25 protein-coding genes are annotated in these 23,284 nt (G+C 58.5%); 11 read left to right on the forward strand and 14 right to left on the reverse strand.

Features of this window, described 5'->3' with window-relative positions; genetic code table 11:
* Positions 1–60 precede the first annotated feature (60 nt).
* Both LC334_RS09505 and LC334_RS09510 read left to right on the forward strand, forming a co-directional pair.
* Positions 61–741, forward strand: coding sequence for an AzlC family ABC transporter permease (locus tag LC334_RS09505; protein ID WP_085800361.1), 681 nt, complete (start codon positions 61–63; stop codon positions 739–741).
* The gene (locus LC334_RS09510) at positions 738–1,040 is read left to right on the forward strand and encodes an AzlD domain-containing protein (protein ID WP_085800360.1); all 303 of its coding nucleotides are present in this window, start codon (positions 738–740) and stop codon (positions 1,038–1,040) included. The genes LC334_RS09505 and LC334_RS09510 overlap by 4 nt, the downstream gene beginning before the upstream one ends.
* Before the next feature lie 5 nt (positions 1,041–1,045).
* On the opposite strand, the gene LC334_RS09515 is transcribed toward LC334_RS09510, so the two are convergent.
* Both LC334_RS09515 and yghU read right to left on the reverse strand, forming a co-directional pair.
* A complete protein-coding gene (locus LC334_RS09515) occupies positions 1,046–1,756 on the reverse strand; it encodes an NYN domain-containing protein (protein WP_085800359.1) in 711 nt (236 codons plus the stop codon).
* 72 nt (positions 1,757–1,828) lie between these two features.
* Complete coding sequence (gene yghU, locus LC334_RS09520) at positions 1,829–2,701, reverse strand: glutathione-dependent disulfide-bond oxidoreductase (protein ID WP_085800358.1); 873 nt, start codon at positions 2,699–2,701, stop codon at positions 1,829–1,831.
* A gap of 270 nt (positions 2,702–2,971) precedes the next feature.
* Between yghU and LC334_RS09525 the strand changes: the two genes are divergently transcribed.
* Positions 2,972–3,337: a hypothetical protein gene (locus LC334_RS09525; RefSeq protein ID WP_139836370.1), complete on the forward strand. Its 366-nt coding sequence runs from the start codon at positions 2,972–2,974 to the stop codon at positions 3,335–3,337.
* A gap of 115 nt (positions 3,338–3,452) precedes the next feature.
* On the opposite strand, the gene LC334_RS09530 is transcribed toward LC334_RS09525, so the two are convergent.
* The gene (locus tag LC334_RS09530) at positions 3,453–4,565 is read right to left on the reverse strand and encodes an S-(hydroxymethyl)glutathione dehydrogenase/class III alcohol dehydrogenase (RefSeq protein WP_085800355.1); all 1,113 of its coding nucleotides are present in this window, start codon (positions 4,563–4,565) and stop codon (positions 3,453–3,455) included.
* A gap of 134 nt (positions 4,566–4,699) precedes the next feature.
* Between LC334_RS09530 and LC334_RS09535 the strand changes: the two genes are divergently transcribed.
* Positions 4,700–4,975 carry an I78 family peptidase inhibitor gene (locus tag LC334_RS09535; RefSeq protein ID WP_085800354.1) on the forward strand — a complete coding sequence of 92 codons (276 nt, stop codon included), beginning with the start codon at positions 4,700–4,702 and terminating at the stop codon, positions 4,973–4,975.
* Between the two features lies 1 nt (position 4,976).
* Here LC334_RS09535 and LC334_RS09540 read toward each other — a convergent pair whose 3' ends face one another.
* From LC334_RS09540 to LC334_RS09550, 3 genes are all read right to left on the reverse strand, one after another.
* Positions 4,977–6,260 (reverse strand): HlyD family secretion protein, encoded by a 1,284-nt coding sequence (locus tag LC334_RS09540; protein ID WP_223412936.1) that lies wholly within the window; start codon positions 6,258–6,260, stop codon positions 4,977–4,979.
* Positions 6,166–6,621, reverse strand: coding sequence for a hypothetical protein (locus LC334_RS09545; protein WP_223412937.1), 456 nt, complete (start codon positions 6,619–6,621; stop codon positions 6,166–6,168). The genes LC334_RS09540 and LC334_RS09545 overlap by 95 nt, the downstream gene beginning before the upstream one ends.
* A gap of 303 nt (positions 6,622–6,924) precedes the next feature.
* Positions 6,925–8,256: an endonuclease/exonuclease/phosphatase family protein gene (locus tag LC334_RS09550; protein WP_085800352.1), complete on the reverse strand. Its 1,332-nt coding sequence runs from the start codon at positions 8,254–8,256 to the stop codon at positions 6,925–6,927.
* A gap of 404 nt (positions 8,257–8,660) precedes the next feature.
* Between LC334_RS09550 and rpiB the strand changes: the two genes are divergently transcribed.
* A complete protein-coding gene (gene rpiB, locus LC334_RS09555) occupies positions 8,661–9,110 on the forward strand; it encodes a ribose 5-phosphate isomerase B (RefSeq protein WP_085800351.1) in 450 nt (149 codons plus the stop codon).
* A gap of 43 nt (positions 9,111–9,153) precedes the next feature.
* Here rpiB and mazG read toward each other — a convergent pair whose 3' ends face one another.
* A complete protein-coding gene (mazG, locus tag LC334_RS09560; protein ID WP_085800350.1) occupies positions 9,154–9,969 on the reverse strand; it encodes a nucleoside triphosphate pyrophosphohydrolase in 816 nt (271 codons plus the stop codon).
* 63 nt (positions 9,970–10,032) lie between these two features.
* Here mazG and LC334_RS09565 point away from each other — a divergent pair, with 63 nt between their 5' ends.
* From LC334_RS09565 to LC334_RS09575, 3 genes are all read left to right on the forward strand, one after another.
* The gene (locus LC334_RS09565) at positions 10,033–11,196 is read left to right on the forward strand and encodes a M20 aminoacylase family protein (protein WP_085800349.1); all 1,164 of its coding nucleotides are present in this window, start codon (positions 10,033–10,035) and stop codon (positions 11,194–11,196) included.
* A gap of 54 nt (positions 11,197–11,250) precedes the next feature.
* Positions 11,251–12,363 (forward strand): agmatinase, encoded by a 1,113-nt coding sequence (gene speB / locus LC334_RS09570; protein ID WP_085800348.1) that lies wholly within the window; start codon positions 11,251–11,253, stop codon positions 12,361–12,363.
* A 138-nt stretch (positions 12,364–12,501) separates the two neighbouring features.
* Entirely contained in the window at positions 12,502–12,819 is a 318-nt protein-coding gene (locus LC334_RS09575) for a DUF1499 domain-containing protein (protein WP_085800347.1), read from the forward strand.
* Here the strand turns inward: LC334_RS09575 and LC334_RS09580 are convergent.
* The gene (locus LC334_RS09580; protein WP_085800346.1) at positions 12,754–13,038 is read right to left on the reverse strand and encodes a hypothetical protein; all 285 of its coding nucleotides are present in this window, start codon (positions 13,036–13,038) and stop codon (positions 12,754–12,756) included. The two genes, LC334_RS09575 and LC334_RS09580, sit on opposite strands and share 66 nt — an antisense overlap.
* Positions 13,039–13,100: 62 nt before the next feature.
* Between LC334_RS09580 and prfA the strand changes: the two genes are divergently transcribed.
* The 3 genes from prfA (at position 13,101) to LC334_RS09595 (ending at position 15,777) form a co-directional block, all read left to right on the forward strand.
* Entirely contained in the window at positions 13,101–14,150 is a 1,050-nt protein-coding gene (prfA, locus tag LC334_RS09585; RefSeq protein ID WP_085800424.1) for a peptide chain release factor 1, read from the forward strand.
* On the forward strand, positions 14,147–14,965 hold the full coding sequence (gene prmC / locus LC334_RS09590) for a peptide chain release factor N(5)-glutamine methyltransferase (RefSeq protein WP_085800345.1): 819 nt from the start codon (positions 14,147–14,149) through the stop codon (positions 14,963–14,965). Before prfA ends, prmC begins: the two co-directional genes overlap by 4 nt.
* Before the next feature lie 242 nt (positions 14,966–15,207).
* The gene (locus LC334_RS09595; protein WP_085800344.1) at positions 15,208–15,777 is read left to right on the forward strand and encodes a DUF4167 domain-containing protein; all 570 of its coding nucleotides are present in this window, start codon (positions 15,208–15,210) and stop codon (positions 15,775–15,777) included.
* A gap of 54 nt (positions 15,778–15,831) precedes the next feature.
* Here the strand turns inward: LC334_RS09595 and rsmA are convergent, their stop codons facing one another.
* Genes rsmA through lptF form a run of 6 tightly spaced genes read right to left on the reverse strand, consistent with a single transcriptional unit; the run spans position 15,832 to position 23,266 of the window.
* Complete coding sequence (rsmA, locus tag LC334_RS09600; RefSeq protein WP_085800343.1) at positions 15,832–16,668, reverse strand: 16S rRNA (adenine(1518)-N(6)/adenine(1519)-N(6))-dimethyltransferase RsmA; 837 nt, start codon at positions 16,666–16,668, stop codon at positions 15,832–15,834.
* Positions 16,665–17,636: a 4-hydroxythreonine-4-phosphate dehydrogenase PdxA gene (gene pdxA, locus LC334_RS09605; protein WP_085800342.1), complete on the reverse strand. Its 972-nt coding sequence runs from the start codon at positions 17,634–17,636 to the stop codon at positions 16,665–16,667. Before pdxA ends, rsmA begins: the two co-directional genes overlap by 4 nt.
* Positions 17,633–18,874 (reverse strand): peptidylprolyl isomerase, encoded by a 1,242-nt coding sequence (locus tag LC334_RS09610; protein WP_263286410.1) that lies wholly within the window; start codon positions 18,872–18,874, stop codon positions 17,633–17,635. The genes pdxA and LC334_RS09610 overlap by 4 nt, the downstream gene beginning before the upstream one ends.
* Positions 18,875–18,879: 5 nt before the next feature.
* Positions 18,880–21,063 carry an LPS-assembly protein LptD gene (locus tag LC334_RS09615; RefSeq protein ID WP_085800340.1) on the reverse strand — a complete coding sequence of 728 codons (2,184 nt, stop codon included), beginning with the start codon at positions 21,061–21,063 and terminating at the stop codon, positions 18,880–18,882.
* Positions 21,060–22,151: an LPS export ABC transporter permease LptG gene (gene lptG / locus LC334_RS09620; RefSeq protein WP_085800339.1), complete on the reverse strand. Its 1,092-nt coding sequence runs from the start codon at positions 22,149–22,151 to the stop codon at positions 21,060–21,062. The genes LC334_RS09615 and lptG overlap by 4 nt, the downstream gene beginning before the upstream one ends.
* The gene (gene lptF, locus LC334_RS09625) at positions 22,148–23,266 is read right to left on the reverse strand and encodes an LPS export ABC transporter permease LptF (protein ID WP_085800338.1); all 1,119 of its coding nucleotides are present in this window, start codon (positions 23,264–23,266) and stop codon (positions 22,148–22,150) included. Before lptF ends, lptG begins: the two co-directional genes overlap by 4 nt.
* Positions 23,267–23,284: the final 18 nt, after the last annotated feature.

Raw genomic sequence — 23,284 nt, forward strand, 5'->3', positions numbered from 1 at the left:
GATCATCTATAATAGCGTAATTGATGTATAAAGATCACCAGAATTTCATAAAGTCACGCCATGAAGCAGGGCTTTCTTTCCATCTTGCCGCTGGCAGCCGGCGCGGCGCTTTATGGTTTTGCCTTCGGCGTTCTGGCGGCACAGATCGGGTTTCCATGGTGGGGCGTGGCGTTGATGAGCGGCGTTGTGCATGCCGGGTCCAGCCAGATCGTGGCGGTAGAGCAATTCGGCAGTCATGGTTTCGTGCTGGGCGCGGTGTTGGCGGGTGCGGCGCTGAACCTGCGGTATCTGGGGATTATCGCGTCGCTTTCGGAGGTGCTGCGGGACGTGCCCTTGCGGGTGAAACTGCTGGCGATCCATATCACCGGCGATGAGAACTGGGCGTTGACGATGGCGAGGCGGGCGCATGATCCGACCATCGGCGCGGCTTTCCTGATCGGGTCCGGGCTGACGATGATCTCGGTCTGGGTCATCTCGACCAGTGCCGGGGCACTGATTGGCGGCGCGATCCCCGATCTGGAAGGCTACGGGCTTGGCTTTGCCTTTACCGCGGCTTTTATCGCCATGGCTCGGGCGATGTGGCGGGGCCGGCGTACGGTGTTGCCCTGGGCGGTCACATTTGTAGTCACGCTGGGCCTGGTACAGGCCGGGATGGGCGCGGCCTATGCCATCGTTCTGGGCAGTCTGGTCGGTGTTTTCACGGCCCAGATGCGCCGGGCGCGCAGGGAGGAAACCGCATGAGCAGCGCCGAGTGGTTATTGATCGGATTACTGGCCGTCGCGTCCTACGGCGTGCGGCTGGCGGGCCTGATCGGGGGCCGGGCCATTGCCGCCAACCCGCGGCTGAAACCGTTTCTGGATGATCTGCCGGGATGCCTGATGGTGGGGCTTGTTGCATCGTCCCTGGCGGGAGAGCCGATTGTGACATGGCTGGCGGCGCTAGTGGCACTTGCCGTGGCGATTACCAGCAACAACGTGGTGGTGACAATGGCGGCGGGGCTGGCCGCCATCATAGTTGGCCACCAGCTGCCGTTTTTCTGAGCGCCCTAATCGACCCGGCGCACCAGAAGCTGATTTCCGGGGTTGGATTTGGTTTCGAAGACTTTCAGTTCTTTCACCAAGTCGCTCAGCTTTTTCCGGCCATAGCTGCGAGTGTCGAAATCCGGTTTGTCAGCCTGGATCTGCTGTCCGATGCGGCCCAGCGGATACCACTCTCCATCCTGATCGATCTTTTCCATTGCATCGAAAATCAGATGGCGAGCGTCGGCGACCTTCTGCTGGTTCAGCTTGGATGATTTAGATTTGTCAGGGCCGGGTTCATCATAAATGTTTTCGATGGCGACAAAGCGATTGCAAGCGTTTTTCAGCGCGTCAGGTGCCTTGGCTTCTCCGATACCGATCACGGTCAGGCCCTGTTCGCGGATGCGACTGGCCAGCCGGGTAAAATCGCTATCAGAGGACACCAGCACAAAGCCATCGAAGTGTCCGGCGTGCAGGATATCCATCGCATCAATCACCAAACCGATATCCGAAGCGTTCTTGCCCTTGGTGTTGGCGGTCTGCTGATGTTGGACGAGCCCGAGTTTCTGCGCCGTTACCGTCCAGCCCGAAAGCTGTTGACTGGACCAGTCGCCATACACCCGTCGCAACCCCGGTTCGCCATAGCTGGTGACCTCTTTCAGGATCGCATCGGCATATTTGGCAGGCACGTTATCGGCGTCGATCAGCACAGCGAGAAGGAGGGTTTCAGCGGGCATGGCAGTTCCTGTTTTGGGCCACCATGCCCGAAGTTCAAGCGACGCGAAACCGGATTATCCGCAAGGGGCCGTTCAGGCGTCTTCGCTGATCTTGTCCTGCGTCATGGTTTCGAAATCGCTGGCATTATGGCGCTCATGCAGCTGTTCATATGGCTCGCCACTGGTCTTGTTGACCATCCGGCCGCGTTGCACCGCCGGGCGGGCGTCGATCTTTTCCGCCCAGGCCAGAACATGCTTGTAGCTTTTCGTATCGAGGAACGTGCCAGCCTCACCATAGGCGCGGCCAAGGGTCAGGTTGCCGTACCAGGGCCAGATCGCCATGTCGGCAATGGAATAATTCTCGCCCGCGATATAGGGCCGGTCGGCCAGTTGCCGGTCAAGCACGTCAAGCTGGCGTTTGACCTCCATCGCGAAACGATCAATCGGGTATTTCCAGTGCTGCGGCGCGTAGAAATAGAAATGCCCGAAACCACCGCCCAGGTATGGCGCGCTGCCCATCTGCCACATCAGCCAGTTGATCACCTCGGTCCGTTCGGGGCCCGAGGCGGGCAGGAACGCCCCGAATTTCTCGGCCAGGTGCATCAGAATCGAACCGGATTCGAAGACCCGCACCGGGGTGTCGCCGCTGTGATCCACCAGCGCCGGGATTTTCGAGTTTGGGTTGATCTCGGTAAAGCCGCTGCCGAACTGGTCGCCATCGCCGATGCGGATCAGCCAAGCATCATATTCGGCGTCATGCCCCGCCGCCAGCAGCTCCTCAAACATCACGTTGACCTTCACCCCGTTGGGCGTGGCCAGCGAATAGAGCTGAAACGGATGTCTGCCGACAGGAAGCTCCTTGTCGTGGGTGGCCCCCGCGATGGGACGATTGGTCGAGGCAAACTCGCCACCGTTTTCTTCTTCCCATGTCCAGATTTCTGGGGGCGTATAAGTATCATCGCTCATGACGTTTCCTCTGCTTTCCGTATTCAGCAATAGTTAAGGTCGCTATTCATGACATCAACATACTGCAGCGCACAAGAGCTGTGCGTCTTTCCGACTTTATCGAAAGGTCATGTTCCAGCCCGGTCCGCCATGGGGCACACGCGAAGGTGAACGCGCGGCGGGTAGCGTACACGAAGTCGACAGAAAGGGTGTCGGGCGCCGCCGCAGCCCCCATTTGTCTATCAGCAGCAACGGCCCTCGTCAGAGGCCCACGTAGTGAGAGGAAGAACGATGATACACAAACACTTCATTGCCGCTGTAACAGCGCTTGGCCTCGCGATTTCCGGCATATCCGCCACGACCGCTCAGGCGAGTGACGATACGGCCAAAATCATCACCGGTGCAGCAGCCCTGGTTATTATCGGCACGGCAATCGCCAAGCACAGCAAGAGCAAAGAGCACGGGTATGTCGCGTCTGGCCATCACGGCCACAAAAAGAGCTATTATGGCCATTCTCGCCATAAGAAGAATTATTACGGCCGCTTCGGTCAAAAAAAGAAATACTATCGTCATTCAAGCCACAAGCGTTACAAATACGGTAAGCGCCATCGCCATGGGTATAAATACGGCCATCGTCGCAGCAAGTTCTACCACTGATCACGTGCTCGGACCTATGGTTGCCGCCCCGTGGAATTATATGAAGAAAAAGCCTGCTGACCTGATGCAGAACTAAAAACCCGGGCGACGCCCGGGTTTTTTGGTTTTTCACGCTTCAGTACACAACAACGGATCTGATCGACTCGCCCGCATGCATCATGTCAAAGCCTTTGTTGATGTCCTCGAGCTTGAGAATATGAGTGATCATCGGGTCGATCTCGATTTTGCCATCCATGTACCAATCGACGATCTTTGGCACATCCGTGCGGCCCCGCGCGCCGCCAAAGGCCGTGCCGCGCCAGCTGCGCCCGGTGACCAGCTGGAACGGCCGGGTCGAGATTTCGGCCCCTGCCGGTGCCACGCCGATGATGATCGATTCACCCCAGCCCTTATGCGCGGCCTCCAGCGCCGTGCGCATCACGCCGACATTGCCGGTGGCGTCAAAGGTGTAATCCGCGCCACCCCCAGTCACCTCGACTAGATGGCCCACCAGATCGCCCGAGACTTCGGACGGGTTGACGAAATCGGTCATACCGAATTTTGTGGCCATCTCGACCTTGCCGGGGTTCAGATCGACGCCGACGATCTGGTCGGCCCCCGCCAGCCGCAACCCCTGGATGACGTTGAGGCCGATGCCGCCCAGTCCGAAGACAATCGCTCGACTGCCGATCTCGACCTTGGCGGTGTTGATTACCGCACCGATCCCAGTGGTGACGCCGCAGCCGATGTAACAGATCTTGTCGAACGGCGCGTCCTTGCGCACCTTGGCCAGTGCGATCTCGGGCAGAACCGTGTGGTTCGAGAAGGTCGAACAGCCCATATAGTGAAGGATAGGCGTACCATCGAGCATTGAGAACCGACTGGTGCCATCAGGCATCACGCCCTTGCCCTGGGTTTCCCGGATCGACTGGCACAGGTTGGTCTTCGGGTTCAGGCAGTATTCGCAGGTCCGACACTCGGGCGTGTAGAGGGGGATCACGTGATCGCCGACCTCGAGCGATGTCACACCGGGGCCGACCTCAACCACAACACCGGCTCCTTCGTGGCCCAGGATCGCGGGAAACGCGCCTTCGGGGTCCGCGCCCGACAGGGTAAAGTCATCCGTGTGGCAAAGCCCGGTGGCCTTGATTTCCACCAGAACCTCGCCCGCCTTCGGGCCGTCAAGGTTCACCTCCATGATTTCCATCGGTTTGCCTGCTTCAACGGCAACGGCGGCTGTGGTGCGCATGATACATGTCCTCCCAATGCGTTTTCCGAGACATTGATTGAAAGGTCGCGCTTTTTCAATGGCGGCGCGGCGCGCGCATGCGATAATGCGTCAGATTTCTTAACGCTTGTCGCAAATCGAAGGACGCCTGACGCATGCGAACCACTGTAATTGTCATTCTGACACTGCTAGGCGCCTGCGTTTCCGAGGAGGAACGGCCAGCAAGGCAAGCGGCTGCAGACGATGTCTGCGGGGCATCGAAGCTGCAGGTTCTTGTCGGATTGCCTTTCGACTCAGGTAGTTTTGAAACGGAAGGCCAACCCCTGCGTGTTTTGCCGCCGGGATCGGCGATGACCATGGATCACAACCCGGCCCGGCTGAATGTAGATCTGGATGAGGCCGCTACCGTCACCCGCATCTGGTGCGGGTAAATCAATGCCCGCCACCACCTGCCAATCCCACACCAGAGATCAATGATCCCCAGACCTTGAGACGCAGGCCCACTGCCTTAACCACACCTGTCGCAGCAATCACATGGCCTGTGAAGCCACTGAGGTTGTTGGTGTAGGTCTGCACGATGCAGCCGCTGCCATCTATCATTATCGCTTCGTGCTCGGGGTGTTCGAGTTCAAAATAGACCAGAAGAGAGCCGCGCGCCAAACCGTTATTGGGTTCCAAAAGCCTGCCTCCGGGCACGACCTGACCCGCGGCAATCGCGGGCTGGACCGACAAGACTCTTGCCGGCAATACGGCATTTCTGAACGACAGGCTCACATTGCTATCACAAGCAATTTCCGCAGGCATCCCTTCGTAAAGCGTGGCACGCGCAACCTGTGAGAATCCAGCTGTAATGCGAAGTGGCAGGCCCTCGGGGCGGTCGGGAATAATAACCATCGCCGGGCTCAGGATCAGCTTTGAGGCCGGACTGCCGACACTCATTGCCAATTGGGTAACAACGCCATCGGTAAACGAATGCACATCGGTCTGATCAAGTGCAACCCGTGCAGCTTCTACCGCAACCTTGGCCGCCTCACGCTGTGCCGGAATTGCCTGAGCGATATCTGATTGTGCAAGCTCCACCTGCGCTTGTGCCGCCGCCAGTTCGGCTTCGGACACAGTAACCCCTGCCTCCAATTTACGAACTGCGTCCTGAGTGCCGACATTTCGGGCAAACAAGGTCTGGGCGTTTTCAAGGTCAACGCGCATTTTTTCCAGCGACGCCTTTGCCTCAACCTCGCTGGCCTGAGCCACCTTCAAAGTATTCTGTGCTTTGGTTTCAGCAGCGGCCAGCTTGTCCAACTCAGCTTCTGCCTGACGAAGTGCAACCTGTTGCGCGCTGCTCTCGATACGAAAAAGAAGATCATCTTTCGCGATACGTTGACCGTTCTGAACCGCCACCTCGGTCACTGGGCCGCTGGTTTGAGCTACAACCGAGACGGTGCGGAACGGGAGCAATCCGGAATATGACTTCGGATGGAAATAGAAGATCACCAAGAACAGTAAAAACGCCATGATCGCCCACAAGAAAACGGCGCTACGCATGTTCCAGACGCTCATTACTTCGCCACGACGCTTAAGTTGAAAGTATCGGATTATGACGGGAAAGGATGTCAGAAGAAGCTCAAACATCTTTGCGCTCCTCTTCGATGTCATCTGAAATCGAAGGCGCGTCTGTCGCGATAACACTCCTGTCAACAAAATCGCCTGATGACCCATCGTGTGTTGCTGTGCCTCCCGCAAGGAGAGGCTCCGCTCCAACCTCACTTCGTAGATTAAACCTCGACCAATCCGCCATCAGTGCGATCAGGATTGCGGCCAGTGGCAACAGGATGTTGAAATGTCCCAGTGGGAAAATTTCATACAGCAAAGCTACGGTCAACATCGTTGGGATCGTCTTGGCAAGAGGCGTTCCCTTGGATTGGTGCTCGGCCCAGCGATCAAAAGCTGCGTATAGTGTCACCAATCCGAAAAGAGCAAGGCAGATAAAGGCAAATGATAACCATGCCAGATGGTCACTCTCCCCGGGCGCCACAAACCACGAAGGGGCCAAATGGCCATTAGTATTGTCAATCGCCATCAGACTACCTTCCTAATGTCAGCCTTCAATTCATGATTTCTACCTTGAGACGAGTATCATGTCTATTTTCGTTTAGCTGAACATAACAACGGCCAGCGCAATGAACCGTGTGACAGCTCTTCACGGCGTTGAAAAACGCTAGGGTAGGGTTGGCCTCGTTATCAAATGACGGCTGTGTTTCGCCCTGCCGCTATCCGCTCATCGAAAATGCTGCGCCATACACGAATGGTGGGTTTCACGGTTCGCACGCCGCATGGTCAGGTCCCAATGCATAACCGCAATGGGCCGTTCATTGGAGTTATCTCAAGGTTCGGCGAGGTTACCAAAATCAAATGCTGCTACGATCGGATGATGATCAGAGATACGTTCAGTGATTTGTTCGGACGTCCAGGAAGGCCCAAGCCAATCGGGAAGCGAAATCACCTCAATTGATTGATCAAGGTATTTGTCTTGCAGCCCGCCTAGCGCTGCAAAGTCACTCAGAACCATAGGCCCAAATCGCTCGCTGATGAATGTTGTCGCGTCTGCTGGAAGGTCATTTCCTGCAAAACGCGCGTCAACTTCTCTGAATCTCTCAAACTCCGGCCATTGGTTGGGTGCGTTTAGGACGCCAAGGATCAAAGTGGGCATAGGCGGACGATCATCCAGCGCCACGAGTAGCTCCTGAACCTCCATTTCTCTGCGCACGCTTCCCCTTGGATCTTCGTCTGAAGCGCGCTGCGATCTCAGATGCACAAGAACGGTTTGAAATTTCTGCCCTGTGAACTCAAAGCTCAGAACTTGGGGTGGTCGCGGGAAACGATAGTTTTCTCCGTAAATCGTGCCGGGCTGTCGGGCCAATCGGACTCTGTCGGGACGATACAGCATCGCTGTACCCATGCGGCCACCCAGACCGCGCTCACCATACACGACGCGATATTGTGGCAAACGATCAATCAGTATTTCGAATGATGACACGTCAGAGATCTCGGTCACTGCGATGACGTCGGCATTGACTCCACGAATAATCGACTGAAGCGCAGTGACGGTAATCGGATCGATTTCTTCTTCCGCATCCCGGAAAGGGTTGCCGCCGAACCACCGGAGTCCCAGGTGCATGGCAATAAGAACGTCGTCAGTTGCTGCCGGAAGTGCGACGCCGCGTTGTGACATCCTCTCAATCGTCGCGCCCCTGCCCCCCAACCGTTCCTCCAGCTGATTGAGTGCCGCTGCCAATTCAGGGTCGTCGGCGGCGAGCTGAGAGACTACTTGGCTGTCAGCGAGATTTGAGACCAGAGTCGCGTCCGGCTCTGCTGATGCATCGGCAACTTGTGTCAAAAGCTGTGTGAGAAGCGCTGCCATTTGATCATCTCGCGCTTCGCTTTCGCTTAGCAACCTGGTGATCTTAAGGTTGCGTTGCTCCGCAGCCCTTTGCGCTTCCAGCGCCTTTTGGGCGCCTTGGCGGTCGTTCAATATTGTGAGGGCGAACCCCGCGACAAGAAGGATGATTGCCAACGGAAGTGCGCGTCTGCCCCATTTGGTAAGCCGCTTTCGCTTGGTCACCTTGTCGATCTCGGTGAACGACACCAACCATGCTCCGGAAAAGGCAATCAAGTTACCGATAAGAAGCAGACCGTATTTGAGAACCTCATCCATTGGCTACGCTTATAAAGCACCTCAAGGGTAAATCCGTTCAGCAGTCAAATAGTGGCATACTGCCACTTCGCTTTTCAAGTTGCAGTGAGTGCAGCGGTTTTTTTGATGCAATGGCCTGTGAAAAGCCAGGGTTCTAAACTCAGTTTACTCTCTAGAAGCCGCCGATCACATTCGGGACTGGCCGCGAAATGTACCAACGGCAGCGATGGCAGGCCGTATCGCAGCATCCGGCCGTGTCAGTTAGGGTTTGCTTTGGGCCACCCTCTCACTGGCCGTATGAGAGGGTATCGTCAAATTCCGTGGTGCGTTTAGTGGTTGCTCCGAGCCCAATTACCAAACGCCGCGAGGTGAACGAACGACCACTTTCGGTTGCTCAATCGATTTTTTGGTGGATACTCTCCCGCATGACAGCCAGCAAACGTATTGTCCTTTCCAGCGACCACGCAGCAATTCAACTCCGACAGACCATTTCTGGTCACGTCGAAGAGCAGGGGTGGGAGGTCGTCGATATCGGGCCGAGAACACCCGAGAGCACCCACTATCCTAAGCATGGCGAAGCAGCGGCGCGGTTTGTTGCGTCTGGCGAGTGCCAGCTTGGCATCATTCTATGCGGTACTGGTCAAGGCATCATGATGGCGGCGAATAAAGTTAAAGGCATCCGGTGTGGCGTGTGCGCCGACGCATTTTCAGCGCGCATGATCCGCCAGCACAACGATGCCAACATGCTTTCGATTGGCGCGCGCGTTGTGGGTGAAGGGCTGGCTCTTGATATCGTTGATGCCTTCCTATCCGCTCAGTTTGAGGGCGGCAGACACGCGACGCGAGTGGAGATGATTGGTGCGCTGGAGGGATAAGGCGGTCATTGGTAAGCTTTCACCGAAAGTCGTCTTCGTCCGTCTAGCGCCGCTCCTCTGATTTTGCCTGATCCCACAGCGCATCCATCTCGGCCAGATCTGATTGATCGGGCGTTTTGCCACGATCGGCAAGCAGGGTCTCGATTCGCTCGAAGCGTCGGATGAACTTGGCATTGGCGGCGCGCAGGGCCGCCTCGGGATCCACCTTCATATGCCGGGCGAGATTGGCCATCACAAACAGCAGATCTCCGAATTCTTCCTCGACCTTCTCAGGGCTTAGGGCGTCGGCGGCCTCGGTCAGTTCGGTGGCCTCTTCGGTGATCTTGTCCAGCACATGGGACGCGTCGGGCCAGTCGAACCCCACCCTCGCGGCGCGTTTTTGCAGTTTGAACGCACGCAGAAGCGCGGGCAGGCCCACGGCGACGCCGTCCAACGTGCCGCTTTGCGCCCTGGCGGCGCGTTCGGCGGCCTTGACGGTTTCCCAGTCGCGGGTCTGCTGCTCGGCGGATTTGTCACGCGATTCGTCGCCAAAGACATGCGGGTGCCGGTCGACCATCTTGTCGGCGATGGCGTTGGCCACATCCTCGAACTGGAAGAGGCCCTTGTCGTCGGCGATTTGGGCGTGAAAGACGACTTGGAGGAGCAGATCGCCCAGCTCGCCGCGCAGCTCTGCCCAGTCGCTGCGCTCGATCGCGTCGGCGACCTCGTATGCCTCTTCGATCGTGTAGGGGGCGATGGTGGCGAAATCCTGTTCGATGTCCCAGGGGCAGCCCGCATCCGGATCGCGCAGGCGTCGCATGATCTCGATCAGGCGGGGCATGGCCTGACTGGCGTCGTGAATCAGGGCGTCATCTGGCATTGCGGTTCCATCCTCTTTCGGATTGAGTGGACCGTGACAAGCAATTGGGGCGGAGTCCAGACCATGGCGGTAATCAATCGTATTGCCGGATTTGCCGAGGAAATGGCCGCGTGGCGGCGGCATCTGCATGCGCATCCCGAACTGGGCTTCGAGTGCCATGAAACGGCGGCCTATGTGGTCGAACGGCTGCGCGAATTCGGGATCAACGGGATTGAGACCGGGATTGCCACCTCGGGCGTGGTGGCGGTGATCGAGGGGCAGGGCGAGGGGCCGACGATCGGGTTGCGGGCCGATATGGATGCGCTGCCGATTGATGAGACGACCGGCGCGATCTGGGCGTCGGAAACCCCCGGGGTGATGCATGCCTGCGGCCATGACGGGCATACCACCATGCTGCTGGGGGCGGCGAAATACCTGGCCGAGACGCGCAATTTCAAGGGCCGTGTCGCGCTGATCTTTCAGCCCGCCGAAGAGGGGCCGGGCGGCGGGCGTGTGATGGTCGAAGAGGGCATTCTGGACCGTTATGATATTTCCGAAGTCTATGCGCTGCACACCCTGCCGGGGGTCGAGGCGGGCGGGTTTTTCACCTGTCCGGGGCCGATCATGGCGGCGGTGGACACGTTTCACATCGACATTCAGGGCTGTGGTGGGCACGGCGCCTATCCGCAGGATACCCGCGATCCGGTGGTGGCGGCTGTGGGCATGGTGCAGGCGATCCAGACAATCGTCAGCCGGAACCATTATACGCTGGATGAACTCGTGGTGTCGGTGACGCAGATCCATACCGGCAGTGCGGAAAATATCGTCCCCGATACGGCATATATCAACGGCACGATCCGCAGTTTCGACAAGGATGTGCAGCAGATGGTCTGGGCGCGGCTGCGCGAGATCGTCGAGGGGCAGGCGACATCCTATGGTGTCAGCGCCGAGTTGCGGATTGACCAGGGCTATCCGGCCACGGTGAATGACCCGGGGCGCGTGACGTTTGCCGCCGAAGTGGCGCGCGATGTGGCGGGCGAGGCACCAGTGGTGACAGACCGCAGTCGCGAGATGGGGGCCGAGGATTTTTCCTACATGCTGAATGAGCGCCCCGGCGCCTATCTGTTTCTGGGCCAGGGGGACGCAGCTGGGCTGCATCATCCAGGTTTTGATTTTAACGATGCGGTGGCACCGGTTGGCGCCTCGTTCTTTGCCCGGCTGGTAGAGCGGGCGCAACCGGTGGCTTGATGCCTTTCAGAGCGTCGCCCACCCACCCTCCCCGCCACTCTGAAAGGCATCAAAATGGCACTTGAAGACGCGAAAAACCAAGTTGATCATGCGTTCACCCGCGAAGACACCCGTGGTCTGAGCAATGAGAACACGTTTGGGGGCGCGACCTCGTTCCTGCGGCGGCGCTATACCAAGGATTTGTCGGGTGTGGATATCGCCGTGACGGGCATCCCATTCGATCAGGCGGTGACCAACCGTACCGGAACCCGGCTGGGACCGCGCGCCATTCGCGAGGCCAGCAGCCTGCAAAGCCCGGACGCGCCCTATGGCTGGGGCTATGATCCGCTGAGCGAGCTGAGCATCGTCGATTACGGCGACTTGGCGTTTGACTATGCGATGGTGCCGGATTTTCCGGATACGCTGACGGCGCATATCAGGGGCATTCTGGCGGCGGGGGCGGCCAGCATTTGCCTTGGCGGGGATCATTACATCTCGTTCCCGATCCTCAAGGCTTATACCGAAAAGTTCGGGCCGCTGTCGCTGCTGCAATTCGATGCCCATTCCGACACCTGGGCGGATGACAACATGGACCGCATCGACCATGGCACGATGTTCTACAAGGCGGTGAAACTGGGGTTGATCGACCCGGCGCGGTCGGTCCAGGTGGGCATCAGGACCAATAACCCCGACACGATGGGATTCAACATCATCGACGCGCGCGAAGTGCATGAAACCGGGCCGGTGGCGGTGGCGCAGAAGATCAAATCCATTCTGGGCGATCACCCGACCTATGTGACCTTCGACATCGACGGGCTGGACCCGGCCTATGCGCCCGGCACCGGCACGCCGGTCTGGGGTGGGCTGACCAGCGCACAGGCGTCGATCATGCTGCGCGATATCGCCGGTATCAACATGGTCGGCGGGGACGTGGTCGAGGTGTCGCCGCCCTTTGACACCACCGGGGCCACGGCCATTGCCGGTGCGCATGTGGCGACGGAGCTGATCTGCCTCTGGGGTTGGACCCGGCGCAAGGCCAAGAAAAACTGTCCAGAATGCGGGCACGTGTTTCAGGGCAATGGTTGGGACGGAATCGATGCACACTGGCGCGCCAATCACGACGACATTATGCCGTATGAAGAGGCTTGGCCGCGATTGAAAGAGGGGACATATGAACGCCAAGGCTGACATCGTCCGCTTCAATCAGATAGAGGTTTTTGGCACGTGAAATGGATTGGCGTTTCTGCTGCTGTTCTACCACTCCTCGTACTGGCTTTAGCAACCTATGTCCGCATTGCCCCAACTAATGTTGAGCGTTGGCACCGGATGCCAGCCGATCTGCAGGTCGCGGACCTTGATAACGGCGCTGTGCGGATCATCGAGGCGGGGACAGACGATCTGGTGCGGCTGGATACCATCATCCGCGGCACGGCCCGGACGCAGGTTCTGGCGGGATCGGTGGAGGCGGGGATGATCACCTATGTCACCCGGTCTGCGGCCATCGGTTTTCCCGATTACACCACTATCCGCCTGCGCGACGGGCAGATCGAAATCTTTGGCCGGGCGCGGTACGGGGCGTCAGATTTGGGGGTCAACGCTGCCCGCATCGACGGGTGGCTTGATGCTTTGGCGCAGCGAGGATGACAGGCAGCCCTCGGAAATCTCGCGCCACATCGGGACATTCAGCGACATCTGGCATTGCGCCATGAACATGCGGCCATCGACCTGAAGGCAGGTCATATCACCAAGTTCGACACGTTCGCCCTGACGATCAGTGCAATAGCAATCAATCGTTTTGCCCTTGTTTTTCACATCGGCCAGCGCCGGGCCGGCGGCGATCAGGAATACGCATAACCATCTCATATCGCGATTATATCACGTTCTGTGCCCTTGACCAAACCCCAAGGATGGGGGACATGGTCGCCATGATACCTTTGGACCGCCTTCAGCAGATCACCCAGCGTTTCGAGTTTATCGAGGCGCAGATGGCCGAGGGTGCGGGGGATATCGCCAAGCTGGGCAAGGAATATTCCGATCTGCGGCCGGTGGTCGAGGAAATCCGCGCCTATCGCCAGCTTCTGGATGATGTCGAGACCGCGAAATCCATGCTGGACGACCCCGAAATGCGCGAACTGGCGGCCGATGAACTGGCTGAGCTGGAAGCCCGCCAGCCGGGGATGGAACAGGCGCTGCAACTGGCGCTTCTGCCCCGGGACGAGGCCGACAAGCGGCCCGCAATCGTGGAGATCCGCCCCGGCACCGGCGGCGATGAAGCAGCCCTTTTCGCCGGGGATCTGTTGCGCATGTACCAGCGCTATGCCGAGGCGCATGGCTGGAAATTCGAGCTGATCGAAGAACAGCAGAGCGAGTTGGGCGGCATCAAGGAAGCGGTGGCGCATGTGAAGGGCGAAAACGTCTTTGCCCGGCTGAAGTTCGAAAGCGGCGTGCACCGGGTGCAGCGGGTGCCGGAAACCGAGTCCGGTGGGCGAATACATACCAGCGCCGCGACGGTTGCGGTGCTGCCCGAGGCTGAGGATGTAGATATTCAGGTTGATGCGAATGACATTCGGATCGACACGATGCGTAGTTCGGGTGCGGGCGGGCAGCATGTGAACACCACAGATTCAGCGGTGCGCATCACGCATATTCCGTCAGGGATCGTGGTGACGAGTTCCGAGAAATCCCAGCACCGCAACCGCGAGATCGCCATGCAGGTGCTGAAAACCCGGCTCTATGATCTGGAGCGGCAGCGCGTCGATAGCGAACGCAGCGCGAACCGGGCGGCGCAGGTCGGCTCGGGTGATCGCTCCGAGCGCATTCGTACCTATAACTTTCCGCAAGGCCGGATGACCGATCACCGCATCAACCTGACGCTCTACAAGCTCGATCAGGTGATGGCGGGCGATCTGGACGAGGTAATCGATGCGCTGACGGCGGACGCTCAGGCGACGATGTTGGCGGAGATGAACGGGTGAACGAAGCCGAGGCGACTTCTCGCGCGGCGGCTTTACTGCAAAAAAGTGGCATTCCGGACCCGCAGCGCGAAGCAAGAATTCTCTGGCGGGCCGCTTTTCGGCGCCGCTACGCGGAGTATGAGGCTGCGATGGCAGGTGGCATGGAAGAGAAATTCTTTCGCCTGATCGAACGGCGTTGTGCCCGTGAACCTATGTCGCATCTGCTGGGATATCGGGATTTCTATGAGCACCGTTTCGAGGTGAGCGGCGATGCGCTTGACCCACGGCCCGAGACGGAAACGTTGGTTGCGTTGGCCCTCGACAGGGCGTTTGACCGGGTGCTCGATCTGGGTACGGGGTCCGGCTGTATATTGTTGAGCATGCTGGCCGCGCGCTCAATAGCGACAGGAGTTGGCACCGACATTTCAGAAGCGGCCCTGAACGTCGCGCGTCGCAACCGAGCGAGGCTGGAACTTGAAACCAGGGCAGAGTTGATCCTGTCGGATTGGTTCAGAGCCGTATCCGGGCAGTTCGATCTGATCGTGTCGAATCCGCCTTATATCGCGGCAGAGGAAATGGCCGGGCTGGGACCGGAGCTGTCCTTTGAGCCTCGCATGGCGCTGACCGATGAGGGCGATGGCCTCAGCGCTTACCGCGCAATCACCGCGGGCGCGCCGGAACATCTGCGCGCGGGTGGTCATCTGATGGTGGAAATCGGCTGGACGCAGGGCAAAGCCGTGGCCGGAATGTTCCGCGCAAACGGATTCGACGGGGTTGAAATATTGCCCGATCTGGACGGGCGGGACCGTGTTGTGCAGGGGATTTGGCGCCATTAGTTCCGCGGAATCCTGCTGTTATCAGGCTCAAAACCGCATAAAACGATTAAATTCCGCGCTTTAGACTTGTGCCATCGTCACTGTCGTGCTTATTGGTATGCAGATCAAGACGGAGGATGCCCTTGGGCGGTCCCGCTTGATTTCAAGCCAAGACATGTCGGATTCGGTTTCATTTTTATCGGCGCAAGGGGCGCCAGTCGGATCAGCGGACAATTTGAGCATAGGGCTGCACAGCAAGTATCATGAGATCACAGAAGTCACGTTCGCGGAATAAATCCAACCGCAACAACCGATCGGTTGGAAATGTTGTAAACCGGGTTTTTGACAGCTCGGGGCCTGAGGGCAAAGTGCGTGGCACACCTCAGCAAATCATTGAGAAATACAACCAGTTAGCGCGCGATTCGCAGCTATCTGGTGACCGGGTCGCTACCGAGAACTTCCAGCAGCATGCCGAGCATTACCTGCGCCTTCTGGGGGCTGCCCAGAAAGAACAGGACGCCCGCCGCGAGCAGCAGGAACGCGAGAACCGCGAACGCCAGCAAGAACGCGACCGTGAGCGCGCCAAACGTCAGGAACGCGAATCAAACGCCCCCCTGAGCGATGATCCCTCCGAGGCACCCCAGCCCGATGTCATGGGACAGCCCGAGGCAGGGGATAGCGGTCTGGTCGAGACCCCCGAAAGCCAACAGCCACCAAAGCCCAAGCGTACGCGTAAACCCAAGGCACCAAAGCCGGTTGAGGATGCGCCGGCGGAAACGGCTGAAGCGCAGCCCAAAGACGGCGCTCCAGATGCACCTGAGGCCGCTGAGTAAGCTCAAATATGGTGTGTAATCATCGAGGCGCTGCTCGTTTCGGGTGGCGCTTTGTTAATTCTGCATCTGTCGGGCGAGGGCGCAGAATTGCTCAAGCTCGACGGTTTCGGCGCGGTCAGTGGGTTTGATCCCTGCTGCGATCAAACGATCTTCGATATCCGGTGCAAGTCCTTTTAGCGCGGCGCGCAACATTTTGCGGCGTTGGTTGAAGGCCCGGGCGACGACCATTTCCAGGGTCTTGGCATCGGCAGGGTAACGCGGCCCCTGCAGAGCGGTCAGATGCACGACGGCGCTTGAAACCTTTGGCGGAGGTGTGAACGCCTCGGGTGGCAGGTTCATCACGATCCGCGCCTCGCAACGCCAGCCCGCCAATAATGCCAACCGTCCATAGGCCTTGGAGCCGGGCCGGGCGATGATCCGTTCTGCCACCTCGCGCTGGAACATCAGCGTCAGGCTTTGCCAGAAAGGCGGCCATTGCGGCGGGGTCAGCCAGCGCACCAGAAGCTCGGTCCCGATATTGTAGGGCAGGTTGGCTGCAACGCGGATCGGCGGCGTGAGATATGTGAGTGGGTCAAGCTCCAGCGCGTCGGCGTTGATCACCTGCAACCGTCCTGGTGCTGCCTCGGCAATCTGTTCCAGTGCCGGCAGGCAGCGAGTATCCTTTTCCACCGCCAGCACCCGGCGCGCGCCTTCCGCCAGCAGTCCACGGGTCAGGCCCCCCGGGCCAGGGCCGATTTCAAGCACGTCGCACTGGCTCAGATCACCGGCCTGACGGGCGATCTTGGCGGTCAGGTTCAGATCCAGCAGGAAATTCTGCCCTAGTGATTTGCGCGCCGCCAGATCATGTTCGGCAATGACCTGACGCAGCGGGGGTAGGGCATTAAGGTTCATCTGCGCCGCGCCTCGCCCATTCGAGCGGCCATTTTCAGCGCTTCGATCAGCGAGGTTGGGTTGGCGACGCCCTTCCCGGCGATATCCAGTGCGGTGCCATGATCTGGTGAGGTGCGGATAAAGGGCAGGCCAAGGGTGACGTTCACGCCGCGATCGAAATCCAGCGTCTTGATCGGAATAAGCGCCTGATCGTGATACATCGCGATTGCGGCGTCATAACCCGCCCGTGCCTTGGCATGAAACATCGTGTCCGCCGACATTGGGCCCGCCAGATCGAACCCTTCCCGACGCAGCCGCTCGATCAACGGCGCAATCAACTCGATTTCTTCCCGGCCCATCTTTCCGCCTTCACCTGCGTGAGGATTAAGGCCGGCAACGGCCAGTCTGGGCGCGGGGATGCCGAAATCGCGGATCAGCGCGGTATGTGTGATGTGCAGTGTCGCCTCTAACAGATCGGCGTTCAGGTGGCGTGGCACTTCGTGCAGCGGGATGTGGATCGTGGTTGGCACAACCCGTAACTGATCGCTTGCCAGCATCATCACCACGCGATCCACCCCGGCGAGTGCCGCCAGGTATTCCGTATGGCCCGGATAAGCGAACCCCGCGCCATCCTGAAGGGCCTGTTTGTGGATCGGTGCGGTGCAGAGCGCCGATGCCGCACTGTCCCGAACCAGATCAACACCCCGGGCGATCACGTCGATCACGCCTTGGGCATGGTCAGCGTTGGGCATACCGGGGGTTAGTGTGCCGTCGAAATCATGCCGCAGCACGGGCAGCCCGGTGGCGCAGGCGGTAACGGCCTCGGATGCTGCGCTGATCTCGGTCGTCGGGGTACCCGCTGGCAGGTGCCGGGGATCGCCGATGAAAAAGAACGGCAACTCCGTCCCCAGAACACCCCACGCGCGGGCCGCGAGTTCAGGACCGACCCCCGCCGGTTCGCCGCAGCTGAGCGCAACGGGCAGTATCATTTTTCGATTATCCGCGCCTCAGCCAGCAACTGCTCCAGATAGCCTTCGGAAAAGGCTTGAAGCCGCTGGTTGCGGATAAAGCCGCTCAGTGCCTCGTCGGTGGGTCCGTCATCTTCCAGTTTCGGCGTTCGCCCGCAGAGCATGAGCAGGACAAGGGTTTGCCCGTTGGCGCGCGTAAGCGTTGTCGATACCTCGCCCGGATCAAGCTTGGACAGTTCGAAGGCGATGTCGGTTGGCAGTTCGGCCGGTGCTTTGGTTCCACGCTCCAGCACAGTTTCGGGTTGGCCGTGGGCGATCCCGTAAAGATCGTCGCAGGTGTCGGTATCGGCGTCGATCCGGGCGGCGCGCGCGAGTGCTTTTTCACTACGTCCGCCATCGATATAATAGGCGGCGAATTCGATGGCGGAATACTCCTGGACCGGTGCTTCAAGCTCTTCGATGTCGCGTAGCTGGAACAAAGCGATGGCACCCTGGATCGGCAGCGGATCTGACACTTCGCCCGGACCAAGGCCCAATACGATCTGCCGTAGCCCAGGTGGCAGGTCGGTGATTGCCTGCCAGTTTAGACGTCCGCCGCGATCCCTGCTCGCAGTGGCCGAATAGTTTCGGGCCGCCGAGGAAAATTCGGCCTCTGATGTTATTTCCGAGATCCGGGTGGCGCGTTCCTGCATGACCTGAGGATCCACACCGTCCGTGGGCATGATGATCTCTGAAAGCAATACGCGTACGCCTGCTTGCCCTGATACCGCCGAGCGGGCGCGCTCCAGATCCGATTCGCTAACCGATACACGCCGGGCGAAACGGGATTGCGTTACCTCGCGCCAGCTAATCCCGGCACGTACAAATTCGCGAAAGGTCGATCTGGCAACACCAGCGCCCTCTAACTGGCGGATCATCTGTTCGGCTTCCAGGTTGGCACGGCCCGCAAATTCTTCGATACCGGCTTGCAGATCGGTGTCTTCCACAACGATGCCATCGGCCTTGGCGGCATCCAGTTTCAGCCGGTCTTCGATCAACTGTTCACGCGCAAGTTTGGCCGGATCTCCCGGTGCCCGGAAAAGCGATAGCATGCGGGCGCGCTGTTCGATCTCGTATCGGGTGATCGACTGGTCATTGACGGTTATCACCGTGTCGAAGAGGTTCTGGGCCCCTGCTGGCATGCCAGTGGCGCCAGCCAACCCCACAATCATGGCGATCCGGGCAAACGCGGCGAAGATATTGCGCATCCTAACTCTCATACTGCTTACTTCCTGCATTTCCGGACATAGGATTTGTCCTCGGTTTTGAAACTAAACCCTCTGAGACCAACCGTCAGGCTGATATCGGTTGTTGCTTCGCGGTTCGTAGAGGTGCGAAAGCGCCGCAAGGCTGCAAGTTCGATCTCCACGCATTCATTCGTATAGGTCACGCCAACACCCGCTCGTACATTGCGATCGGCAACCACGTCATAACGCCATTCGGCACTGCCGGTCCAGTGCCGCGAGATTCGGTAACTGCCGTCAAACTCCCATTCGGAAACATCGCTGTTACGTTCTTCTGCCGGATCAGCCTGTAGCCATATATAACTTGCGCCGATATTGGCCTTGCCATTTATCCACCCGGCGCGAGCCTCGGTTTTGGTTACATTCGAAAAGTCCTCGAAAATGCTGCGCGCGGTAAAAGAAACACCATTTTTCAGTTTGATCTGACCCGCGAGCAGGAAATCCGATGCTTTTCCCTGAAGCCCGGAGGCATCGGTAAAGCTGGTTGTGCCATCTATTTCTAGCTGTCTCTCGTTTCGGATCACCTGCCCGAACGTCAGTGTCGACGTCCAGCCTTTCGGGGCTATGCGGGTCCAGTTGATACCGTAAGCAAGACTGGCGCCGCGTTCGCGCCTGTCGGGGGCTGTAAAACGTGAAAGTGACAGCAGATTGCCTTCGTCAAAATCGACCCGGGTGCTCTCGTCGTTGGGCACGTCAGGGTTGCTGCCGCCCGCCCATGCAAGTTGCAGCATCGGTTCGATGATATGCGTGGCGTTATTTGAAGTCTTTTTTATCAGAGGCATCCGAAAGACGACCGAGGCTGATGGGGTGATCTCGCTTGCTTGAGAACGTGACGTACCGCCTGCCTGGTTGATGAGAAACTTGTCAAACGCGACGCCGGTCTGAAACCGCGTATGGATACCCTGCGGCAGAATCCAGGACCGATGCCAATCCAAGCTGCTTGTGAAGCGGGTCACATCGCGCCCGTCTGCAAACCTGTCGAAATCGGGCCCGTCGAACCGCAGATCAGAACTTCGGTAGTGGCTATGCGCCTCGGCGAACAACCGCAACTCGCCGCCCAGGCGTTTTGGAAAGAAACGTTTTTCGTATTCTATATTGCCAACGACGGTGGGAAAGGTCGCGTTGCTTTCGCGTCTGCGAAGTGTCTTGAAATGCGTGACGGCTCCGCGAATGAATTCGTCCCGCCGTGCCCGCGTTACTGAGATTTCGCTGTCCAGCCGGTTCTTGGCGGTGATTCCGTAATCGTCGAGGTATTCATCGTCATTGACGGTTTCCAGATCGAAGGCCAGTCTGAAATCCCTTGGCAGGTTGAATTTGCCTTCGGCAAACAAATAGCCCCGGGTCGAACGTTCCCCCGCCTCGTCATCGGAAATCGCCGTGTTGATCTCGATATCGCCATTAACGAAAGCCTGGCGATACCGAAGCGCCAGCGTAGTAGATTTGGTGGCCAGCAGCGGTGTTACCGTCAGATCGCGGTGATCGCCCAGTTTGATGAAATAAGGTACCCGCACGCCAAAGCCGAGATCGCTGGAATTTATCAGCGAAGGGATCAGAAAACCGGTCGCACGTTCCAGTGTCGGGTCGGGCAAGCGCAGCCGGGGCAGGTAGAAGACCGGCACATCCAGCACCCGGAACTGGGCATCGTGGAAATAGATCTGACGTTCGTGCTGGTCATGGATGATCCGGCGCGCCCTGATCTGCCATAACGGGGCATGGTCATCGTTGCAGATACGGCACGAGGTTACCGCAGCCTTGTAGAGCTGCGTGTAGCGCCCGTTCACCCGGTCCATCCTGTGGGCCGCCATTTGCAACTGGTCGTCAAACACGACACGCGCGCCGCGCAGGATGCCGTTTGCCATGTTCCGGTCCAGCTCGCCGGAATCGGCAAGTACCAGGGTCGACTGGCCATCATTCAACGTCATTGGCCCTTCGATCGACAGCATTTCGGTGCTGCGGTCATAGGTGATGGATTTCGCTTTCAGGCGCTGCCCCTGATAGACCGCCTCGACATTGCCTTCGGCAACGAGCTTGTCGTCGCCGGTGATATAGACCTCATCCGCGACGAGTAGCGCCCCCAAAGCCGAGGCATCCTGTGCCATGCCAGAAGTCGGCAGGCTTATCAGCGCAATCAGAATCGCGGCCAGGCGTGGAAAACGGCGGATCATCCGTCCTCCATATGCAGCACGATGCCAAGTGCCAAGAGGAACGACGCCACCGGCGGCGCCCAAGCTGCCAAAAGGATCGGAATCTGACCGTTTTCACCCAGGATTTGGGCAAAGTTCCGGATGTAGTGCAGCCCAAACCCCAACAGTACCGCGGTCAACACGGCAACGCCCGTATTGCCCAGCCTTGTATGTCGCATGGTGAAGCCGGCGGCGATCAGCACTAGCGCCGTCAGAAACAGAGGTCGCGCAAGCTCCATCTGGAACCACATCGAATAGCGCCGCGCCGAAAATCCCGCATTTTCCAGCTGTGCGATGAAGCGTGGCAAATCCCAGATCGGGATATACTCGGGCTTGCCGAAACTATCGATGATCCTTGCCTGCGTCAGCGAGGACGGGATGGACATCTGCTTCATGACGATGGCTTCGGATTCAGGATTTCCGCCACGTTTCAGGTCCCACTTTTTAGCCCGTTTCAAGAGCCATTCCCCATCGCCCAGTTTTGCTTCCCGTGCGGCGATGCGGGTCAGGGGTGTGCCTTCAGGTGAAAACGAAACAAAGGTCGCATCATAAAGAACGCCCACATCCGAACTGGCCCGCGCTGCATGGATCACGGTCTGACCCTCCGAGCTGCCCTGGCGTAGCCACAACCCTTCGGAGGTGATCGCCAGCACGTTCGAGCCGAAGCCGAAATAGGTATTGACCAGATCGTGATATCGTTTCGACGACGCTGCAACGATCGGATTGAACATCGTTATCGTCAGAATGCCGATCATCGCCGCCACCGTAAGCGGCGCCATCAGGGTTCCCAATGCCGAACGACCCGCCGCGCGCACGACAACCAGTTCGGAACTGCGCGCCAGCCGCACAAACAGCGCGACCGAGGCCAGAATGATGATAAGGGGCAGAATCTCGTAGGTGGCATGTGGCAGGTTCAGCAGGACGATCTCGACAACATCGCCGAAAGCCAGATCGGGGAAATCCTGTAATTCGTCCACAAGATCGATCAAACCCAGTAGGACGGCAAAAACGATAAAAATGCTGACAAAGGTCAACAGAAACCTGCGCGCGAAGTAGAAATGCAGGGTCATGGTGCGTCTCCTGCCGACTGGCGCCGCGTGAACATTCTTGTGAAGCCGGGATTTGCCGAGATGTAGAGCAGTATCAGGCTCAGGATACTGCCTACGGCAGCAGGCACATACATCAGAGGCCAAAGGCTTGCATTTTTCAACACGGGCCCCGAAGCTGCCCCTTCCACCAATTTGATCGATACCAGCAACAGGAACGCGACGATCACCTGCCGCCAAACGCCGAAACGGCTGTAATTTCCCAAAAGAAGTGTGGCAAAGCCAATCGTCGCCGCCACGATACACATCAGTACCTGGGCAAATCGGCTATGTGCCTCATAGGCCACCGCGCCCAACCCTACCCCGCTCTGTTCGGCGATTTCCCCTGGTTTGAGCAACAAGTCGGATGTCTTTGCAAAGGCAACCTCGGTCGTACCTGTCGAATCGCTGACAACAAGCGTGCTGATATCGTAAGAGAAATCGTCGAAATGCGTGGTGAAAAGCCGATTATTCTCTCGGTTGTGGGTTTGTGCCAGGCCCTTGACCATCACCAGCTTGGTTCCACCGTCCTGCTGGACCAGATAGGCGGTGGACGAGGTATAGGTCACCGGGTTGTCGCGGTCGCGCCGGTCCGACAGAAAGACATTCTGAAGCTCTCCGACCGGTGTGATGTTGCGAATGTAGAAGGTGATACCGGGTGCCGGGTGCAGAAATTCCCCTGCGGTCAAGAGTTTGGCAGTGATGTTCTGACTGATTTCGGCCTGACGACGTTCCAGCTGCGAGAGGCTGGATGGAATGAGGAAATGCGTAAGGATAGACATCATCGCGGCCACGATAATCCCGAACACAACCACGGGCCTGATCAGCCGATAGGGCGAATAGCCAGTCGCCTGCATTACCGTCAACTCACTTTCGGTGCTAAGCCGGTTGGTGACGTAGACCGCACCGGCAAAGGCCGCGATTGGCAGCACGATGCCGATCACACCTGGCAGAGTGAGCGCGGTGAATTCAAGAAAAACCCAGGCTGGCTGGCCATCGGCGATCAGGCGGTCGAACATGCGCACGGCTTTGTTGATCCAGAAGATCGATACGAGCACGAGCGCAAAGAACCCAAAAAGCACCATGAATTGCGACAGCATGTATCTGTCGAATCTGGT

It is taken from the genome of Roseovarius aestuarii (genome assembly GCF_019966515.1).
Lineage (GTDB): Bacteria > Pseudomonadota > Alphaproteobacteria > Rhodobacterales > Rhodobacteraceae > Roseovarius > Roseovarius aestuarii.

Bases quoted from the DNA above. Each gene is read 5' to 3' on its own strand.
- LC334_RS09610 (WP_263286410.1), bottom strand. From the start codon at position 18,874: ATGAGAGTTAGGATGCGCAATATCTTCGCCGCGTTTGCCCGGATCGCC.
- LC334_RS09580 (WP_085800346.1), bottom strand. From the start codon at position 13,038: ATGAGATGGTTATGCGTATTCCTGATCGCCGCCGGCCCGGCGCTGGCC.
- LC334_RS09595 (WP_085800344.1), top strand. From the start codon at position 15,208: ATGAGATCACAGAAGTCACGTTCGCGGAATAAATCCAACCGCAACAAC.
- rpiB (WP_085800351.1), top strand. From the start codon at position 8,661: ATGACAGCCAGCAAACGTATTGTCCTTTCCAGCGACCACGCAGCAATT.
- yghU (WP_085800358.1), bottom strand. From the start codon at position 2,701: ATGAGCGATGATACTTATACGCCCCCAGAAATCTGGACATGGGAAGAA.
- LC334_RS09525 (WP_139836370.1), top strand. From the start codon at position 2,972: ATGATACACAAACACTTCATTGCCGCTGTAACAGCGCTTGGCCTCGCG.
- rsmA (WP_085800343.1), bottom strand. From the start codon at position 16,668: ATGAACCTTAATGCCCTACCCCCGCTGCGTCAGGTCATTGCCGAACAT.
- LC334_RS09540 (WP_223412936.1), bottom strand. From the start codon at position 6,260: ATGGGTCATCAGGCGATTTTGTTGACAGGAGTGTTATCGCGACAGACG.
- LC334_RS09565 (WP_085800349.1), top strand. From the start codon at position 10,033: ATGGCGGTAATCAATCGTATTGCCGGATTTGCCGAGGAAATGGCCGCG.
- LC334_RS09615 (WP_085800340.1), bottom strand. From the start codon at position 21,063: ATGATCCGCCGTTTTCCACGCCTGGCCGCGATTCTGATTGCGCTGATA.
- mazG (WP_085800350.1), bottom strand. From the start codon at position 9,969: ATGCCAGATGACGCCCTGATTCACGACGCCAGTCAGGCCATGCCCCGC.
- LC334_RS09575 (WP_085800347.1), top strand. From the start codon at position 12,502: ATGCCAGCCGATCTGCAGGTCGCGGACCTTGATAACGGCGCTGTGCGG.
- LC334_RS09510 (WP_085800360.1), top strand. From the start codon at position 738: ATGAGCAGCGCCGAGTGGTTATTGATCGGATTACTGGCCGTCGCGTCC.
- LC334_RS09515 (WP_085800359.1), bottom strand. From the start codon at position 1,756: ATGCCCGCTGAAACCCTCCTTCTCGCTGTGCTGATCGACGCCGATAAC.
- LC334_RS09505 (WP_085800361.1), top strand. From the start codon at position 61: ATGAAGCAGGGCTTTCTTTCCATCTTGCCGCTGGCAGCCGGCGCGGCG.
- pdxA (WP_085800342.1), bottom strand. From the start codon at position 17,636: ATGATACTGCCCGTTGCGCTCAGCTGCGGCGAACCGGCGGGGGTCGGT.
- LC334_RS09535 (WP_085800354.1), top strand. From the start codon at position 4,700: ATGCGAACCACTGTAATTGTCATTCTGACACTGCTAGGCGCCTGCGTT.
- LC334_RS09530 (WP_085800355.1), bottom strand. From the start codon at position 4,565: ATGCGCACCACAGCCGCCGTTGCCGTTGAAGCAGGCAAACCGATGGAA.
- LC334_RS09545 (WP_223412937.1), bottom strand. From the start codon at position 6,621: ATGGCGATTGACAATACTAATGGCCATTTGGCCCCTTCGTGGTTTGTG.
- lptG (WP_085800339.1), bottom strand. From the start codon at position 22,151: ATGACCCTGCATTTCTACTTCGCGCGCAGGTTTCTGTTGACCTTTGTC.
- lptF (WP_085800338.1), bottom strand. From the start codon at position 23,266: ATGCTGTCGCAATTCATGGTGCTTTTTGGGTTCTTTGCGCTCGTGCTC.
- speB (WP_085800348.1), top strand. From the start codon at position 11,251: ATGGCACTTGAAGACGCGAAAAACCAAGTTGATCATGCGTTCACCCGC.
- LC334_RS09550 (WP_085800352.1), bottom strand. From the start codon at position 8,256: ATGGATGAGGTTCTCAAATACGGTCTGCTTCTTATCGGTAACTTGATT.
- prfA (WP_085800424.1), top strand. From the start codon at position 13,101: ATGATACCTTTGGACCGCCTTCAGCAGATCACCCAGCGTTTCGAGTTT.